Raw genomic sequence first — 15,453 nt, 5'->3', positions numbered from 1 at the left:
GAGCGGGCGCACGGCACATCGCCGATCACCCGATCGGACCAGTGGGCCGACCGCACCGGTCGGCCGTTCAGACCGTTCGGAGTGGTCAGCCGACCGCTGTGCCGATAAGAGCGCCCAATACGAAGGTAACCCCGCCGGCCGCCGCGCCCAACAGCAGCTGCCGAACCCCGCTGTACCACCAGGAACGCGCGGTCACCCGGGCCACGGCCGCACCACAGCCGAACAGTCCGGCCAGCGCGAGGACGGCCGCGGGCCACAGCGAGTCGCCGCCGAGCAGATACGGCAGTACGGGCAGCAGGGCGCCCAGCGCGAAGGCGACGAAGGAGGAGGCCGCCGCGACCAGCGGCGACGGCAGGTCGGTCGGGTCCACGCCCAGTTCCTCACGGGCGTGTATCTCCAGCGCCCGCTCCGGGTCGACGGAGAGCTGCCTGGCCACCTCGCGGGCGAGCTTCGGCTCCACACCGCGCGAGACGTACAGCTCGGCCAGCTCCCGCAGCTCCGCCTCCGGGTGGCGGCGCAGCTCGATCCGCTCGATCTCCAGCTCGGCCTCGACCAGCTCCCGCTGGGAGGCCACCGACGTGTACTCCCCCGCCGCCATCGAGAAGGCGCCCGCCGCCAGGCCCGCGAGCCCGGTCACCACGATGGTGCGCGACGAGACGTCGCCGCCCGCCACTCCCGTCATCAGCGCCAGATTCGACACCAGGCCGTCCATCGCCCCGAACACCGCCGGGCGCAGCCAGCCGCCGCTCACGTCACGGTGCGAGTGGTGCGGTACGTGATACGGCGCCGCCGTCGTCTCCTCGACAGCCGTTGACATCCGTCCCCACCCCTTCCCAGGCAGCCTCCCGCGAGGCCGCACGACCACGAATCCATTCGACCGTACGCTCGAATGCGATGCGCCGCCAGCAAGGAAAGCCTGCCCTGACCTGCCCTTTCTCCTCCTGGAGAAGGTGCGCCGCCACTGCGCGTGACGGGCTTCTCAGGGGCGCGAGATCAGAGCGCCTCGGAGGCTCGCTTCGGGTCGACGGAACCGACGGAAGCCTCGTCCTCGACGGAGGAGGAGTCGACCGCGTCGTCCGCGTCCGCTTCCGCTTCCGGGTCGGACGACGGCGGCGAGGCGTCGTCGGGGCCGTCGCCGGAGGCGAGAGGCTCGATGTTCTCCTCGCGGCCGGGCCGCTTGCGGCCGACGACGACGAGGTACACGACGGCGCCGATGAAGACGACGATCGCGGTCCAGTCGTTGAGCCGCATGCCGAGGATCTGGTGGGCGTAGTCCACGCGCATGTGCTCGATCCAGGCGCGGCCCACCGTGTACGCGGCGACGTAGAGGGCGAAGGCCCGCCCGTGGCCGAGCTTGAAGCGGCGGTCGGCCCAGATGACCAGCAGGGCGACGCCGACGCACCACAGGGACTCGTACAGGAACGTCGGGTGGTACGTGGCGATGTCCGGCGTGCTCTCCGGCCGGTGCGCGGGGTCGATCTTCAGGCCCCAGGGCAGCGTGGTCGGGCCGCCGTACAGCTCCTGGTTGAACCAGTTACCCCAGCGGCCGATCGCCTGGGCGAAGGCGATGCCCGGCGCGATGGCGTCGGCGTAGACCGGCAGCGCGATCCCCCGGCGGCGGCAGGCGATCCAGGCGCCGAGCGCGCCGAAGGCGATGGCGCCCCAGATCCCCAGGCCGCCCTGCCAGATCTTGAAGGCGTCGACCCAGTCCTTGCCACTGGTGAAGTACAGCTCGTAATCGGTGATCACGTGGTACAGCCGACCGCCGACCAGACCGAAGGGCACCGCCCACACGGCGATGTCCGCGACCGTGCCCGCCCGGCCGCCGCGGGCGATCCAGCGCTTGCCGCCGAGCCATACGGCTACGAAGACACCGATGATGATGCAGAACGCGTAGCCGCGCAGCGGAATGGGTCCGAGGTGGACGACTCCGTGCGACGGGCTGGGAATGAATGCGAGTTCCATGGCAATGACCGACGCTACCTTGCCGGGCGGGAAGTGCGGCAACCCGCCCGGCTACGTATGGATAACGGCCGGGACTCCTCCGGCCCCTCCGGGGGAATCCCCGCGGACGCCGAAAGGCCCGGAATCAAGCCTCGGCAGGCCCCTCAGCGGGCCTGTCAGGAGGCCGGAGCGGTGGTCACCGCACCCGCCTTTTTGCCCTTGTTCGCGTCGGTGACCATCTGCTTCAGCGAGTCGGGCGTGAGACTGCTGCCGCTCCCGTAGACGCTCTTGCCGTTGAGCAGGATCGTCGGCGTCGAGTTGAAGCCGGACTTCCCGAAGGCGCTGTTGGACGCCTTCACCCAGCTGTTGTGGGTGCCGCCGTTGACGCACGCGGTGAAGATCGGCGTCTTCAGACCGCTGACCTTGCCCGCCAGGTCGAGCAGGTGGTTCTTGTCGGAGAAGGTGTCGCTCTGCTCCTCCGGCTGATTGTCGTACAGCACATCGTGGTAGGCGCGGAATTTGCCCGCGTCCTGGGCGCAGGCGGCGGCATTGGCGGCGTTCAGCGAGCCGGAGCCGCCGAGATTGCCGTCGATGAGCGTCACCAGGTGGTATTCGGTGCGGATCTGCCCGCTGTCCTCAAGGCTGTGGATGGTCGGGGTGAACGCCTTCTCGAAGGCGTCGCACGCCGGGCAGCGGAAGTCCTCGTAGATCGTCAGCACCGAGGGCGCGTCGGCGGCGCCGACGGGGATGACGAGATTGTCCTTGCCGATGGCGCCCTTGGGCGCGGCGGCCGGGGTGGAGCCGCCGCCGCTGTCCTTGTGGTCGGCGACCACCACCCCGATCACGGCGGCGATGGCCAGCACGGCGACCACCGCGCCCGCGACCACCATGGTGCGCCTGCGTCGGGCGCTGGCCTTCTCTTTTTCACGCTGTTCGTACAGGGCCTCGCGGGCGCTGCGCTTTCCGTCTCGGTTCTTCTGGCTCACATCCCTGACCAACGGTGCGGGAGGGCACTTCAGCGCCTTCCCGCACCGCGATTCGCCCCATCGTGTTACGCCGGGGCCGGTCGTACGGGGCGCGGCCGGTTTCTTTCGTACGGTCGCGGCCGGTGCCGTCAGCCGCGCTTGCGGACGCCCGCGGCCAGTTCCGCCGCCAGTTCCCGTACGGCCGTGAGGGCCGCGGGCAGGTCGCCGTCCGCGTCGAGGATGCGCTTGACGAAGGCCGAACCGACGATCACACCGTCGGCGAAGGCCGCGACCTCGGCGGCCTGCACCGCGTTCGACACGCCCAGGCCCACGCAGACCGGCAGGTCCGTGGTAGCGCGGGTGCGGCGCACGAGGTCGGACGCCTGCTCGCCGACGCTCTCCCGCGTGCCGGTGACACCCATCAGGGAGGCCGCGTAGACGAAGCCGCTGCCCGCCGCGGTGATCTTCGCCAGCCGCTCGTCACGGCTGGAAGGGGCGACGACGAAGACGGTGGCCAGGCCCTGCTGCTCGGCCGCCTTCCGCCATCCCTCGGACTCCTCGACCGGCAGGTCGGGCAGGATGCAGCCCGCGCCGCCCGCCTCGGCCAGCTCGGTCGCGAACCGCTCGGCGCCGTAGCGGTCCACCGGGTTCCAGTACGTCATGACCAGCACCGGCTTGCCGGTGGCCTGGTGCGCCTCGCGTACGGTGCGCAGCACGTCGGCGATCCGCACGTGGTTCTTGTTGAGCGCGATGTCGTCGGCGGTCTGGATGACCGGCCCGTCCAGCACCGGGTCGCTGTGCGGCAGCCCGACCTCGACGATGTCCGCGCCGCCTTCGAAGGCGGCCTTCACGGCCTCGATCCCGCCGTCCACGGTCGGGAAACCGGCGGGCAGATACGCCACGAGCGCGGCCCGCCCCTCGGCCTTGGCGTCGGCCAGCGCCCGGTCCAACAGCTCTACGTTCCCGCTCACTTGACCGCCACCTCGTTGTCCTCGTCGACCTCGGCGGTCGCGTCGTACAGCCCGAAGTAGCGGGCCGCCGTGTCCATGTCCTTGTCGCCGCGGCCGGAGAGGTTCACCAGCACCAGGCCCTCGGGGCCCAGCTCGCGGCCGATCTCCAGGGCCCCGGCCAGGGCGTGCGCGCTCTCGATGGCGGGGATGATGCCCTCGGTACGGGACAGCAGCCGCAGGGCCTGCATCGCCTCGTCGTCGGTGACCGCGCGGTATTCGGCGCGGCCGATGTCCTTGAGGTACGAGTGCTCGGGGCCGACGCCGGGGTAGTCCAGACCCGCCGAGATCGAGTACGGCTCGGTGATCTGGCCCTCGTCGTCCTGGAGGACGTAGGAGCGCGAGCCGTGCAGGATGCCCGGCTCGCCCTCGGTGAGGGTGGCCGCGTGCTCCCCGGTGGCCACGCCGTGGCCCGCGGGCTCGCAGCCGACCAGCCGGACCCCGGTGTCGGGCAGGAAGGCGTGGAAGAGGCCCATGGCGTTGGAGCCGCCGCCGACGCAGGCGACGGCGGCGTCGGGCAGCCGGCCGGTGCGCTCCAGGAGCTGGCGGCGCGCCTCGACGCCGATCACCCGGTGGAAGTCGCGGACCAGCGCGGGGAAGGGGTGCGGTCCCGCGACCGTGCCGAACAGGTAGTGCGTGCGGTCCACGTTGGCGACCCAGTCGCGGAACGCCTCGTTGATGGCGTCCTTCAGCGTCCGGCTGCCGGAGGTCACCGAGACCACCTCGGCGCCGAGCATCCGCATCCGCGCGACGTTGAGCGCCTGGCGCTGGGTGTCGATCTCGCCCATGTAGATCGTGCAGTCGAGGCCGAACAGCGCGCAGGCGGTCGCGGTGGCGACGCCGTGCTGGCCCGCGCCGGTCTCCGCGATCACGCGGGTCTTGCCCATCCGCTTGGTCAGCAGCGTCTGGCCCAGCACGTTGTTGATCTTGTGCGAGCCGGTGTGGTTCAGGTCCTCCCGCTTGAGGAAGACCCGTGCCCCGCCCGCCTGCTCGGCGAACCGGGGGACCTCCGTGAGGGCGCTCGGACGGCCCGCGTAGTTGGCCATCAGGTCGTTCAGCTCGGCCGCGAAGGCGGGGTCGGTCTTCGCCTTCTCGTACTCGACGGCCACCTCGTCCACGGCGGCGACCAGCGCCTCCGGGATGAACTTGCCGCCGAACGCGCCGAAGTAGCCCGCGGGGGTGGGGACGGATCCGTCCGGATCCGGATGGAAGAAGTCGTGCGTTTCTGACATGGGGTATCCCTGGCTGTGCGCCGTCAGGCGCGGGTGAAAGGGGGGACGCGTACGCGTGTCCGTGTCGTGCGTACGCGGCTGTGCTCGCGGCTCAGCCGCGGCGCCATCGCCTGCCGTTCACCTGGCCGGGCTCGCACCCGATCACATACCGCACCCGGCGCCCCAGCACCTTGCGCGCCGGCGCGCGGCAGCCGCGGGGGCGGCAACCGGGGGCGAGACGCGCGGCGAGGGACATGCGCCCGAGTCTAGCCCTCCGGGCAGGTCCCCCCACTCCATGCCCGGCCCCCGCGCGCGTTCAGCCAACGCAGCGCCTCGCCTTGAGGACCCCGGTACCGCGCAGGGCCTCGCTTTGAGGGGCGCGGGGAACTGCGCGAGCAACCCACCACCGGCCGGTGGTCCGGACACCACCGAACTGCCCCACCGGGGCGGGTGGTGACCTGCGGGAGCATCGTGGCGGGCCGCGCAGTTCCCCGCGCCCCTCAAAAGACCGGCTCACCGCCCGGACGAAAGACGGCCCGCCCCATCAGGGGCGCGGGGAACTGCGCGAGCAACCCACCACCGGCCGGTGGACCGGACACCACCGAACTGCCCCACCGGGGCGGGCGGTGACCAGCGGGAGCGTCGCGGCTGGCCGCGCAGTTCCCCGCGCCCCTCAAAAGACCGGCTCACCGCCCGAACGAAAGACGGCCCGCCCCATCAGGGGCGCGAGGAACCGCGCGAGCAACCCACCACCGGCCGGTGATCCGGACACCACCGAACTGCCCCACCGGGGCGGGCGGTGACCTGCGAGAGCGTCGCGGCTGGCCGCGCAGTTCCCCGCACCCCTCAAAAGACCGGCCCACCGCCCGGACGAAAGACGGTCGCCCCGTCAGGGGCGCGAGGAACTGCCCGAGCAACCCCCACCGGCCGGTGGTCCGGACACCACCGAACTGCCCCGCCGGGGCGGGCGGTGACCTGCGGGAGCATCGCGGCGGGCCGCGCAGTTCCCCGCGCCCCTGACGGGGCACCGTAATGGGTGTGGGGCCCTCCCCCGGAGGGGGGTTAGCGGCCGAAGCGGAGGGCGGGGTGGGCGCCGGCAGCCACGAGATCGGCGACCGCGGCACGCGGATCCTTGCCGGTGACGAGCGACTCGCCGACAAGCACGGCGTCGGCGCCGTCATTGGCGTAGGCGATCAGGTCGTGGGGACCACGCACCCCGGACTCGGCGATCTTCACGATGTGGTCGGGAATCTCGGGCGCGACGCGGGCGAAGTTCCCGCGGTCGACCTCAAGGGTCTTGAGATTACGCGCGTTGACCCCGATGATCTTCGCCCCGGCGTCCACCGCCCGCTCGACCTCCTCCTCGTCGTGCACCTCGACGATCGGGGTGAGGCCGATCGACTGGGCGCGCTCGACGAGCGAGACGAGGGCGTCCTGGTCGAGCGCGGAGACGATCAGCAGGGCGAGGTCGGCACCGTAGGCGCGGGCCTCCCAGAGCTGGTACGCGGTGACGATGAAGTCCTTGCGCAGGACCGGGATGTCGACCTTGGCGCGGACCGCTTCGAGGTCGGCGAGGGAGCCGCCGAACTTCCGCTCCTCGGTGAGGACGCTGATGACGGCGGCGCCGCCCGCCTCGTAGTCGGCGGCGAGCCCCGCGGGGTCGGCGATGGCGGCCAGCGCGCCCTTGGAGGGGCTGGACCGCTTGACCTCGCAGATCACCTTGACACTGTCGCCGCGCAGGGCGGCCACCCCGTCCTTGGCGTCGCGCGCCTTGGTGGCCCGCTCCTTGAGTTCGTCGAGGGTGACGCGGGCCTGCCGCTCGGCGAGGTCAGCGCGGACTCCGTCGATGATCTCGTCGAGCACACTCACGCGAGAGCTCCCCTTCCGGACCGGGTTCGTACAGCGAAATGATCAAGCCAATGGTGGGAACCACCGACACTCCGATGGTATCGGGCGCCGGGCGCAGCGCCCGCATCCGGGGATTCGCGGTCCCACCACCTGGACAAGCATGCCCCGGAAGGCGGGCGGGTCACGGGATCAGCGCCGCGCCGAACGGCAGGTTCCGGACAACGGTGAAGACCAGCGCCAGGGCGAGGAGCGCCTTCCCGTACACCGGGCGCAGCACGGGTTCGAACGGTCTGCCGCGCAGCCTGCGGGTGAACCAGACGGCCCACACGACGGCGAAGATGACGTATCCGGCCACCGCGAGCGCGTTGCAGCCCAGCGCCGTGCCGAGGTGGCCGTGGGCGACGGCGTGGGCGCTGCGCAGGCCGCCGCAGCCGGGGCAGTAGATCCCGGTGTAGTGCAGCAGCGGGCAGGCCGGGTAGTGGCCGGGCGTGTTGGGGTCGACGGCGCCGACGTACGCGAAGGCGCCCGCCACCGCGCCGAGGAGGGCGAGCGGTACGGCGGCGCGCGCGAGGGCGCCGAGGGCCGCTCCGGGAGCCGTCCCGCGCGCCACCGCGGGGGCGCGGCCTGCGGCCCGACCTGCTGTGTCGTGAATCACATCGCCGATTCTGCCCCCGGACGCACGAAGGCGCAGCGCGCGGACCCGGAGGTCGGCGGCTGCGCCCGGCGGGCGGGACCGGTGGGGTCAGGCGCTGGCGGGCGCCTCAGCGGGCGACTCCGTGTGCGTCGTCCCCTCCGGGGTGCGGACCTCCTGCGCGGCGTGGGCGCGGGCGACCCGTACCTCGGGTGACTCCTTGCTGCCCAGGCCCATGAGCTTCATCGCACCGCCGACGACGGGGCCGAGCAGTATGACGCCCATGCTCGCCCAGAAGGGGACCGGCTGGGCGGCGACCATGAACACGCCTCCGGCACAGAAGCCGATGAACGAGATGATCGACCCGGTCCACGCGGCGGGGGTGTGGCCGTGGTCGTGATGGACCGCCATGAGTGCTCCCTGAATCCTCTCGGTCGGCGGCGTCCTTTCGCCGCCGACTTCGTCTTCCATTGTTGCGCGTGTTCCGGGGTTGCCGTGCACGGGGGTGGAACGGGCGGTCGCGGCACGCGCGGGACCGGTCAGCCGGGGGCCTGGGTGGGGTCCTCGCCCCGGTCCAGCGCCTTCCACAGGTCCTCGGCCCGGTCGGGGTCGATCGGCGCGGGCGCGGCGGCGGCACGGCCGCGCAGCGAGGGGCGGCTGCCCGGCCGGTCGTAGCGGCTGGACATCGCGGGCCAGGCGTGGCCGTAGCGCAGTGCGAGCAGGCCCGCGAGGAGCAGCAGGACGCCGCCGGCGACGGCGACCAGCGGCCAGCCGGTGGTGCTCGTGTGGCCCGCGGTGGCGCGGGTGAGGCCGGACGCGGCGGCGGCCCGTTCGTTGAGGGCGCCGGTGGCCGCGCGGCGGGCGAGCACGACGACGACCACGCCGAGGCCGGAGAGCGCGAGCAGCCCGGAGACGACGTACCGGCCGATCCGGCGCACGGCGAAGACGGCGACGAGCGCGGCCAGGCCGACCAGGGCCAGCGCGCCGGGCAGCGCGGTGGCCTGGCTGCCGGTGGCGTGCACCGGGAGGGTGCCCTGGCCGAAGGCGACGGTGCCGCGCGCCCAGGTCTTGCCCGCCGCGAGCAGCACGACGCTGGCGCCGATCACGCCGCACGCGAGCGCGACGGCGAGGACGCGCATGGCGGTGCGCCGCGCGGCCGAGGGCGCGGCACCGGGGCCGGTCCCGCGTTCGGGCCCGGCTTCGGTCGCCCGGCCGGGTTCGACCCCGGTCTCGCGGTCGGTCGCGGCTTCGGTCTCGACGGCTTGGTCAGCGCGGGGCTGAGGGACGGCACTCACCCCACCACTATCGCCTGTCGGCGCGGCGGCCCGTCCGGCGGGGGCACCGGGCGGCCGGACCGGGGGTCGCGGCGCGCGGCTGAAAACACGCCGTGGCGATCGGTCCCGAATGGTCACGAAGCGGTACGGAACAGCCGTCGCACACCACACCGGGACGACTCGATTTCACACCTGCCGGGAGGTCAGCACCAGGCAATGCCTTGCCCAACTCCCTTATGCCACAAGTAAAGCGGAGGTATAGCTTCCAGCCCCCTCCTTGTTGGCGTGCGCTCGTCACCATACGTTCTCGGCCGTCCCACTGATGTCAACTCGCACCAATGGCACCACCTGTCACGCATCCCACAAGCCCCCGGTTCACCCCCCACAGGAGGCAATAGTTGCGTTCGATCACCCTCACACCCACCGCCCGCCGCACCGCGCTCGCGGTCACCGCCGCCGCCGGACTGGCCCTGTCAGGGCTGGCCCTGGCGCCGTACGCCGGTGCCTCCCCCGCCGCGCACGGCGTCAGCACCGCGCGCTCCTGCGCCGTCAGCACCCATCCGGACGTGATGGCGTGCAAGGCGCTCAAGGTCACCCAGGGCGTCAACACCCTCAAGAAGTCCACCGGTTCGGTGGACCCGGCCGCGGCCCCCTCCGGCCTCGGCCCGGCCGATCTCCAGAGCGCGTACGCCCTGCCCTCTTCCGGCGGGTCCGGCGCGACCGTGGCGATCGTCGACGCGTACGACGACCCCAACGCCGAAGCGGATCTGGCCACTTACCGCTCCACGTACGGCCTGCCCGCCTGCACCGCCGACAACGGCTGCTTCTCGAAGGTCGGCCAGTCCGGCAGCGCCTCCTCGCTGCCGAGCGCCGACGCGGGCTGGGCCGAGGAGATATCGCTCGACCTCGACATGGTCAGCGCCGCCTGCCCCGACTGCCACATCCTCCTGGTCGAGGCCGACGACTCCTCGATGACCAACCTGGGCGAGTCCGTCAACACCGCGGTGTCGCTGGGCGCGAAGTACGTCTCCAACAGCTACGGCGGCGGCGAGTCCTCCTCGGACCCGTCGTACGACAGCTCGTACTTCGACCACCCCGGTGTCGCCATCACCGTCAGCGCCGGTGACAGCGGCTACGGCGCCGAGTACCCGGCCGCCTCCCAATACGTCACCGCGGTCGGCGGCACCTCGCTCACCAGCGACTCCTCCAGCCGCGGCTGGACCGAGTCCGTCTGGACGGGCACCGGCTCCGGCTGCTCCTCCTACGACGCCAAGCCGTCCTGGCAGACGGACGCCGACTGCGGCAAGCGCACCATCGCCGACGTCTCGGCGGTCGCCGACCCCGCGACGGGCGTCGCCGTCCACGACACGTACGGCTCGGACACCGGCTGGGAGGTCTTCGGCGGCACCAGCGCCTCGTCACCGCTGATCGCGGCCGTCTACGCCCTCGCCGGGGCGCCCTCGGCCGGGTCCTACCCCGCCTCGTTCCCCTACGCGCACGCCGACGCGCTCAACGACGTGGCCGGCGGCTCGAACGGCTCGTGCGGCGGCTCGTACCTGTGCACCGGCGTGAGCGGCTTCGACGGCCCGACGGGCCTCGGCACGCCGAACGGCACGGCGGCCTTCGCGGGCTGACGGCACCCACAAGGGCGCGAGGAACCGCGCGACGAGCCACGACGCGCACGCACGTCGTGGCTCGTCGCTCACGTCTGTCGAAGACCGGCTGACCGCCTCCGGAAGGCGACCGTCACAGGCGGTTGGCCGTGGCCACCGCGCGCAGGACGGCGGCGGCCTTGTTGCGGCACTCGGTGTCCTCGGCCACCGGATCGCTGTCGGCGACGACACCGGCCCCGGCCTGGACGTAGGCGGTGCCGTCGCGGAGCAGCGCCGTACGGATGGCGATGGCGGTGTCGGAGTCACCGGCGAAGTCGAGGTAGCCGACGCAGCCGCCGTACAGACCGCGCCGGGACGGCTCCAGCTCCTCGATGATCTGCATGGCGCGCGGCTTGGGGGCGCCGGAGAGGGTGCCCGCGGGGAAGCAGGCGGTGAGCACGTCGAAGGCGGTACGGCCCTCGGCGACCTGGCCGGTGACGGTCGAGACGATGTGCATGACGTGGGAGTAGCGCTCGACGGACATGAAGTCGACGACCTCGACGCTGCCGGGTTCGCAGACGCGGCCCAGGTCGTTGCGGCCGAGGTCGACCAGCATCAGGTGCTCGGCGCGTTCCTTGGGGTCGGCCAGCAGTTCCTCGGCGAGCGCGGTGTCCTGTCGCGGGGTGGCGCCGCGCGGGCGGGTGCCCGCGATCGGGTGGACCATGGCGCGGCCGTCCTCGACCTTGACCAGTGCCTCGGGGCTGGAGCCGACGACGTCGAAGTCGCCGCCCTCGCCGCCGGGGAAGCGGAAGAGGTACATGTACGGGCTGGGGTTGGTGGCCCGCAGGACCCGGTAGACGTCGAGCGCGCTGGCCGTGCACGGGGTCTCGAAGCGCTGCGAGGGGACGACCTGGAAGGCCTCACCCGCGCGGATACGTTCCTTGATGTCGTCGACCGCGCGCTGATAGGCGGCGCCGCCCCACAGGGCGGTGTATTCGGGCAGTTCCGACGGCGGCAGCTCGACGGGGACGTATTCGACCGGCTTGGCCAGGTCGGCCTGCATGGCGTCGAGGCGGGCGACGGCGTCCGCGTGGGCCTCGTCCACCCCGGTGTCGCGGTCGTTGTGGTTGATCGCGTTGGCGATCAGCAGGACCGTGCCGTCCCAGTGGTCGAGGACGGCGAGGTCGGAGGTGAGCAGCATGGTCAGTTCCGGCAACCGCAGGTCGTCGCGGGTCCGCTCGCCGATCCGCTCCAGGCGGCGCACGATGTCGTAGCCGAGGTAGCCGACCATGCCGCCGGTGAAGGGCGGCATCCCCGCCGCCAGGTCGCGCGGGGTGTGCAGGGCGTCGACGGTGACGCGCAGCGCCTCCAGCGGGTCGCCGTCGACCGGGACGCCGACCGGCGGCGTGCCGAGCCAGTGCGCCTGGCCGTCGCGCGCGGTGAGCGTGGCGGCCGACCGGACGCCGACGAAGGAGTAGCGCGACCACGTACGGTCTCCCCCGGAGCCTTCGGCCTGGGAGGTGCCTCCGTCCGCCGACTCCAGCAGGAACGTTCCCGTCCGCTCCCCCGCGAGCTTGCGGTACAGCCCGACCGGAGTGTCGCCGTCGGCGAGCAGCCTGCGCGTCACGGGAATCACCCGGCGGTCGACCGCCAGCTTGCGGAAGGTCTCAAGGTCCATGAGCCGAGATTAGTGGTCACGGCCGGGCGCCGGGAGCGGCCGGTACGGCGAAGGGCGGACCGGCTGGCCGAGCGGCAGCACGTCGGCGTCGAAGCACGTGCGGTCGCCGGTGTGGCAGGCGGCGCCGACCTGGTCGACCTTCACCAGCAGGGTGTCCCCGTCGCAGTCCAGCGCGACGGACTTGACGTGCTGGACGTGGCCCGAGGTGTCGCCCTTGACCCAGTACTCCTGGCGGCTGCGGCTCCAGTAGGTGCAGCGGCCGGTGGTGAGGGTGCGGTGCAGGGCCTCGTCGTCCATCCACCCCAGCATCAGCACTTCACCGGTGTCGTATTGCTGGGCGATGGCGGGTACGAGTCCGTCGGCCGTGCGCTTGAGGCGGGCGGCGACTGCTGGGTCGAGTGCGGTGGCGGGCATGGTGACCATTCTGCCGCCGAATATCAAGAACTCGAAAAGGGTCAATAACCGGCAAAGAGGGCAAGTGAGTTGACCACCATCCGGTTGTCGCTCGCTCATGTCACCCGTATGGGGCATCCTGCCTGCATGGGTTTTCCACCACCGCCGCAAGAAGGACCGCCGCCGCCTCCGGATCAAGGAGGCGGTTTCGGGCCACCGCAGGGCTTCGGCCCCCCTCCTCCCCCGCCGCCCGCTGACGGCGGCTATGGCTATCCGCAACAAGGCGGCGGTCAGAACTACGGTTATCCGCAGGAGCCGACGCAGGCCGCGCCGGGTCCTTACGGCCAGCAGGGCTACGGTCAGCAGGGCGGCTACGGCCAGCCGGGCCCGCCAGGACCGCCCGCCCCGCCCGGTGGCTACGGCTACCCGCAGGGCCCCGGCGGCTACCCGCCGCCCCCGCCGCCGCCGAACAACACCAAGCGCAATGTGCTGATCGCGATAGCCGCGGTCGTGGTGATCGGCGGTATCGGCACCGCGGTCGCCGTCTCCGGCGGCAGCGACAGCAAGAACGACGCGAAGCCGACGCCGTCGATCAGCGGTCTGCCGTCAGGACTGCCGTCCATGCCGTCCTTCACGGAGCCGACGCCCAGCTTCACGCTGCCGTCGGACACCCCGACGTTCGACACCCCGACCGACGACCCGTTCACCGACTTCCCGAGCATCACCCCGACCGAGAAGGTCGTGCCGTACGTGGTGCTCTCGCCGGGCAAGTGCTTCGACGCGCCGACCCTCACGCCGACCGTCGACACGGTGACCACCAAGTCGTGCAGCTCCGCGCACGACGGCCAGGTCGTCGCCAACGAGACGCTGTCCGGCACCTTCAGCACCGACTCGGAGATCCAGTCGAAGGCGCTGGAGCTGTGCACGGCCGACGCCAAGAAGCACCTTCCCGCGGACGGGCGGCTGTACTACCCGTACGCGCTCTTCCCGAAGCTGACCACCTACGAGCTCCAGGGCCGCAAGACGGTGACCTGCTCGCTCACGCTCAACAACGGCACCAACAGCAAGAAGCTCTACGCTCCGCTGGGCTGACGCCTCACGGGGGCGGCAGGGGCGGGGAGCGGACGTATCGGCCAAGGGGCCGTTAATCTGGGGTCATGTCGACACATGCCCAGCGCGAACGTCTGCTCCTCGCCGATCTGCTGGAGCAGTCAGGACCCGACGGCCCGACGCTGTGCGAGGGCTGGTCCACCCGCGACCTGGCCGCGCACGTCGTGGTACGCGAACGGCGCGGTGACGCGGCGGCGGGGCTTGTCATCCCGCAGCTCAAGGACCGTGCGGAACGGGTCCGCAAGGAGTACGCGCGAAAGCCGTACGAAGAGCTGATCCAGCTCATCAGGACCGGGCCGCCGCGGATGTCGCCCTTCACCATCAAGCAGGTGGACGAGGCTTCCAACACCGTCGAGTTCTACGTCCACGCCGAGGACGTCCGGCGTGCCACGCCCGACTGGACGCCGCGTGCCATCGACCCCGTCTTCGCCGACACGCTGTGGGCCCGGCTGGAGCGTGCCGCCCGGCTCGCGGGCCGCCGCTCCCCGGTCGGCCTGGTGCTGCGCCGTCCGAACGGCCAGACCGCCGTCGCCCGCAAGGGCTCTCCCGTGGTGACCGTGACCGGTGAGCCGTCCGAGCTGACGATCTTCGTCTTCGGCCGCCAGGACGCCGCCGAGGTCGAGGTGGACGGCGACAAGGACGCGGTGGCACGGCTGTACGCGGCGAAGCTCGGACTGTGACGCGGTAGGCGGCAGCGCGTCCGCCGCCCCGGCGGGCGACAGCCCCTCGGCCCCGTCGGCCCCGGGCTTCTCACAGCGCGCTGTTGCCGGACACCACAGCGCTCGCCAGCACGGACAGGGCGGCGCGCTGCTCGTCGGCGAGGCCGGCCGCGAGCGCAGAACTCGCTGGGGAAGGTCGCGGCCGAGCTGGGCCTGTCGGTCATCCACTACACCTGGGGCGCGCCGACCGAGCGGGCCCTCCCCGCGCTGCTCACCCGCCGCACCGACCGTGCCGCCGTCCTCGACTGGATCCAGATCGGCTCCACGGCCGGACCCGACATCACCCTGCCGTCCTTCGTCCTGCGCGCCGCCAACCTCCGCGTCATGGGCAGTGGCCAGGGCTCCGTCACCGCCGCGGGCATCGTCGCCGAACTTCCTTCGCTGGTCGCTCGGCTCACGGCCGGGGTCTTCTCCGTCGCGGCCGACGCCGTATCCCTCTGCGAGGTCGAGCGCGCCTGGACGGCTCCCGTCGAGCCGGGCCGCCGGCTCGTCCTCACGCCGACCGCGTGACCCCGCTTCTCCGGCGCACCGCCGTTCGTCCGGCTAGGCGACGACCTTGGCGAGGAAGCCGTCGAGGTTGCGGAGGGTGCGGGCGATCTGTTCGTCGAGGGTGAGGGTCTCCTCGAGCCGCTTGACCAGGACGGAGCTCTTCTTGCCGCGGACGTAGAGGGGACAGGCGAGGTCGGCGCACATGTAGAGGGCGACGGTGTTGCCCTGGCGGCCGGCGGCGCCCGCGAGCGGGGCCGCCAGGAGGTCGACGCCGCCGCCGGAGTGGCCGGTGAGGCAGAGGGAGCAGAGGCTGCTGCGCATCAGATTGCGCCGGGCGCCGGGGGCGATCCGCAGGACGATGCCCACGGGCTCGTCGCCGGGCCGCACCAGATAGGCGCGGTCGCGGGCGCCGGGGTCGCGCCAGCCGAGGAAGTCCAGGTCGCTCCACGGCAGGTCGCCCAGATCCCTGGGCAGGCTGATCCGCTTCGCCTCCCCCTTGGAGCAATTGACGAACGAGCCGCGAATCTCTGCATCACCGAGCGGGTCCATGAGCGCGAAGCTAACAGGAGGCCCCCGCGCACGTCACAGCATT

General features: G+C 72.1%; 17 protein-coding genes. 4 read left to right on the top strand and 13 right to left on the bottom strand.

From position 1 onward, the window contains the following. Positions 1–85 precede the first annotated feature (85 nt). The 10 genes from ACFZAM_RS08560 to ACFZAM_RS08515 all read right to left on the bottom strand — a co-directional run bounded on the left by ACFZAM_RS08560 (position 86) and on the right by ACFZAM_RS08515 (position 8,901). Entirely contained in the window at positions 86–817 is a 732-nt protein-coding gene (locus tag ACFZAM_RS08560) for a VIT1/CCC1 transporter family protein (protein ID WP_355333991.1), read from the bottom strand. A gap of 176 nt (positions 818–993) precedes the next feature. Beyond that, positions 994–1,965, bottom strand: coding sequence for a prolipoprotein diacylglyceryl transferase (gene lgt, locus ACFZAM_RS08555; RefSeq protein ID WP_391044031.1), 972 nt, complete (start codon positions 1,963–1,965; stop codon positions 994–996). Positions 1,966–2,120: 155 nt separating this feature from the next. After that, positions 2,121–2,930, bottom strand: a complete 810-nt coding sequence (locus tag ACFZAM_RS08550; RefSeq protein ID WP_391044029.1) for a thioredoxin domain-containing protein — start codon at positions 2,928–2,930, stop codon at positions 2,121–2,123. Between the two features lie 128 nt (positions 2,931–3,058). Beyond that, complete coding sequence (gene trpA, locus ACFZAM_RS08545) at positions 3,059–3,880, bottom strand: tryptophan synthase subunit alpha (protein ID WP_355334000.1); 822 nt, start codon at positions 3,878–3,880, stop codon at positions 3,059–3,061. Beyond that, positions 3,877–5,148 carry a tryptophan synthase subunit beta gene (trpB, locus tag ACFZAM_RS08540; protein ID WP_355334003.1) on the bottom strand — a complete coding sequence of 424 codons (1,272 nt, stop codon included), beginning with the start codon at positions 5,146–5,148 and terminating at the stop codon, positions 3,877–3,879. Before trpB ends, trpA begins: the two co-directional genes overlap by 4 nt. A gap of 91 nt (positions 5,149–5,239) precedes the next feature. Next, on the bottom strand, positions 5,240–5,383 hold the full coding sequence (gene trpM / locus ACFZAM_RS08535) for a tryptophan biosynthesis modulator TrpM (RefSeq protein WP_391044025.1): 144 nt from the start codon (positions 5,381–5,383) through the stop codon (positions 5,240–5,242). Positions 5,384–6,189: 806 nt separating this feature from the next. After that, complete coding sequence (gene trpC, locus ACFZAM_RS08530) at positions 6,190–6,996, bottom strand: indole-3-glycerol phosphate synthase TrpC (protein WP_355334006.1); 807 nt, start codon at positions 6,994–6,996, stop codon at positions 6,190–6,192. Positions 6,997–7,156: 160 nt separating this feature from the next. Then, entirely contained in the window at positions 7,157–7,627 is a 471-nt protein-coding gene (locus ACFZAM_RS08525; protein ID WP_391044279.1) for a DUF2752 domain-containing protein, read from the bottom strand. Positions 7,628–7,717: 90 nt separating this feature from the next. Further along, the gene (locus tag ACFZAM_RS08520) at positions 7,718–8,017 is read right to left on the bottom strand and encodes an HGxxPAAW family protein (protein ID WP_355334011.1); all 300 of its coding nucleotides are present in this window, start codon (positions 8,015–8,017) and stop codon (positions 7,718–7,720) included. Between the two features lie 128 nt (positions 8,018–8,145). Further along, positions 8,146–8,901: a TIGR02234 family membrane protein gene (locus ACFZAM_RS08515; RefSeq protein ID WP_391044022.1), complete on the bottom strand. Its 756-nt coding sequence runs from the start codon at positions 8,899–8,901 to the stop codon at positions 8,146–8,148. Between the two features lie 386 nt (positions 8,902–9,287). Here ACFZAM_RS08515 and ACFZAM_RS08510 point away from each other — a divergent pair, with 386 nt between their 5' ends. After that, positions 9,288–10,514 carry a peptidase S8 gene (locus ACFZAM_RS08510; RefSeq protein ID WP_391044277.1) on the top strand — a complete coding sequence of 409 codons (1,227 nt, stop codon included), beginning with the start codon at positions 9,288–9,290 and terminating at the stop codon, positions 10,512–10,514. Between the two features lie 112 nt (positions 10,515–10,626). Here the strand turns inward: ACFZAM_RS08510 and ACFZAM_RS08505 are convergent, their stop codons facing one another. After that, positions 10,627–12,150 (bottom strand): anthranilate synthase component I, encoded by a 1,524-nt coding sequence (locus ACFZAM_RS08505; protein ID WP_355334017.1) that lies wholly within the window; start codon positions 12,148–12,150, stop codon positions 10,627–10,629. Between the two features lie 9 nt (positions 12,151–12,159). After that, positions 12,160–12,573 carry a phosphoribosyl-AMP cyclohydrolase gene (gene hisI, locus ACFZAM_RS08500; protein WP_391044019.1) on the bottom strand — a complete coding sequence of 138 codons (414 nt, stop codon included), beginning with the start codon at positions 12,571–12,573 and terminating at the stop codon, positions 12,160–12,162. Positions 12,574–12,690: 117 nt separating this feature from the next. Here hisI and ACFZAM_RS08495 point away from each other — a divergent pair, with 117 nt between their 5' ends. The 3 genes from ACFZAM_RS08495 (at position 12,691) to ACFZAM_RS08485 (ending at position 14,882) form a co-directional block, all read left to right on the top strand. Further along, positions 12,691–13,635: a hypothetical protein gene (locus tag ACFZAM_RS08495; RefSeq protein ID WP_355334020.1), complete on the top strand. Its 945-nt coding sequence runs from the start codon at positions 12,691–12,693 to the stop codon at positions 13,633–13,635. A gap of 65 nt (positions 13,636–13,700) precedes the next feature. Then, the gene (locus ACFZAM_RS08490; RefSeq protein WP_355334023.1) at positions 13,701–14,333 is read left to right on the top strand and encodes a TIGR03085 family metal-binding protein; all 633 of its coding nucleotides are present in this window, start codon (positions 13,701–13,703) and stop codon (positions 14,331–14,333) included. Positions 14,334–14,696: 363 nt separating this feature from the next. Next, positions 14,697–14,882, top strand: coding sequence for a hypothetical protein (locus ACFZAM_RS08485; protein WP_391044016.1), 186 nt, complete (start codon positions 14,697–14,699; stop codon positions 14,880–14,882). A gap of 33 nt (positions 14,883–14,915) precedes the next feature. Here the strand turns inward: ACFZAM_RS08485 and ACFZAM_RS08480 are convergent, their stop codons facing one another. After that, positions 14,916–15,410, bottom strand: coding sequence for an FBP domain-containing protein (locus ACFZAM_RS08480; RefSeq protein ID WP_391044014.1), 495 nt, complete (start codon positions 15,408–15,410; stop codon positions 14,916–14,918). Positions 15,411–15,453: the final 43 nt, after the last annotated feature.

The sequence above is a fragment of the Streptomyces sp. NPDC008079 genome (genome assembly GCF_042957385.1).
Taxonomy (GTDB): domain Bacteria; phylum Actinomycetota; class Actinomycetes; order Streptomycetales; family Streptomycetaceae; genus Actinacidiphila.
The sequence above is the reverse complement of the archived record's forward strand: the minus strand, read 5'-3'. Positions and strand labels throughout refer to the sequence as shown.

Coding starts and splice junctions, on each gene's coding strand:
- ACFZAM_RS08560 (WP_355333991.1), bottom strand. CDS start 817: ATGTCAACGGCTGTCGAGGAGACGACGGCGGCGCCGTATCACGTACCG.
- lgt (WP_391044031.1), bottom strand. CDS start 1,965: ATGGAACTCGCATTCATTCCCAGCCCGTCGCACGGAGTCGTCCACCTC.
- trpB (WP_355334003.1), bottom strand. CDS start 5,148: ATGTCAGAAACGCACGACTTCTTCCATCCGGATCCGGACGGATCCGTC.
- trpM (WP_391044025.1), bottom strand. CDS start 5,383: ATGTCCCTCGCCGCGCGTCTCGCCCCCGGTTGCCGCCCCCGCGGCTGC.
- ACFZAM_RS08520 (WP_355334011.1), bottom strand. CDS start 8,017: ATGGCGGTCCATCACGACCACGGCCACACCCCCGCCGCGTGGACCGGG.
- ACFZAM_RS08505 (WP_355334017.1), bottom strand. CDS start 12,150: ATGGACCTTGAGACCTTCCGCAAGCTGGCGGTCGACCGCCGGGTGATT.
- hisI (WP_391044019.1), bottom strand. CDS start 12,573: ATGGTCACCATGCCCGCCACCGCACTCGACCCAGCAGTCGCCGCCCGC.
- ACFZAM_RS08495 (WP_355334020.1), top strand. CDS start 12,691: ATGGGTTTTCCACCACCGCCGCAAGAAGGACCGCCGCCGCCTCCGGAT.
- ACFZAM_RS08490 (WP_355334023.1), top strand. CDS start 13,701: ATGTCGACACATGCCCAGCGCGAACGTCTGCTCCTCGCCGATCTGCTG.
- ACFZAM_RS08485 (WP_391044016.1), top strand. CDS start 14,697: ATGGGCAGTGGCCAGGGCTCCGTCACCGCCGCGGGCATCGTCGCCGAA.
- ACFZAM_RS08480 (WP_391044014.1), bottom strand. CDS start 15,410: ATGGACCCGCTCGGTGATGCAGAGATTCGCGGCTCGTTCGTCAATTGC.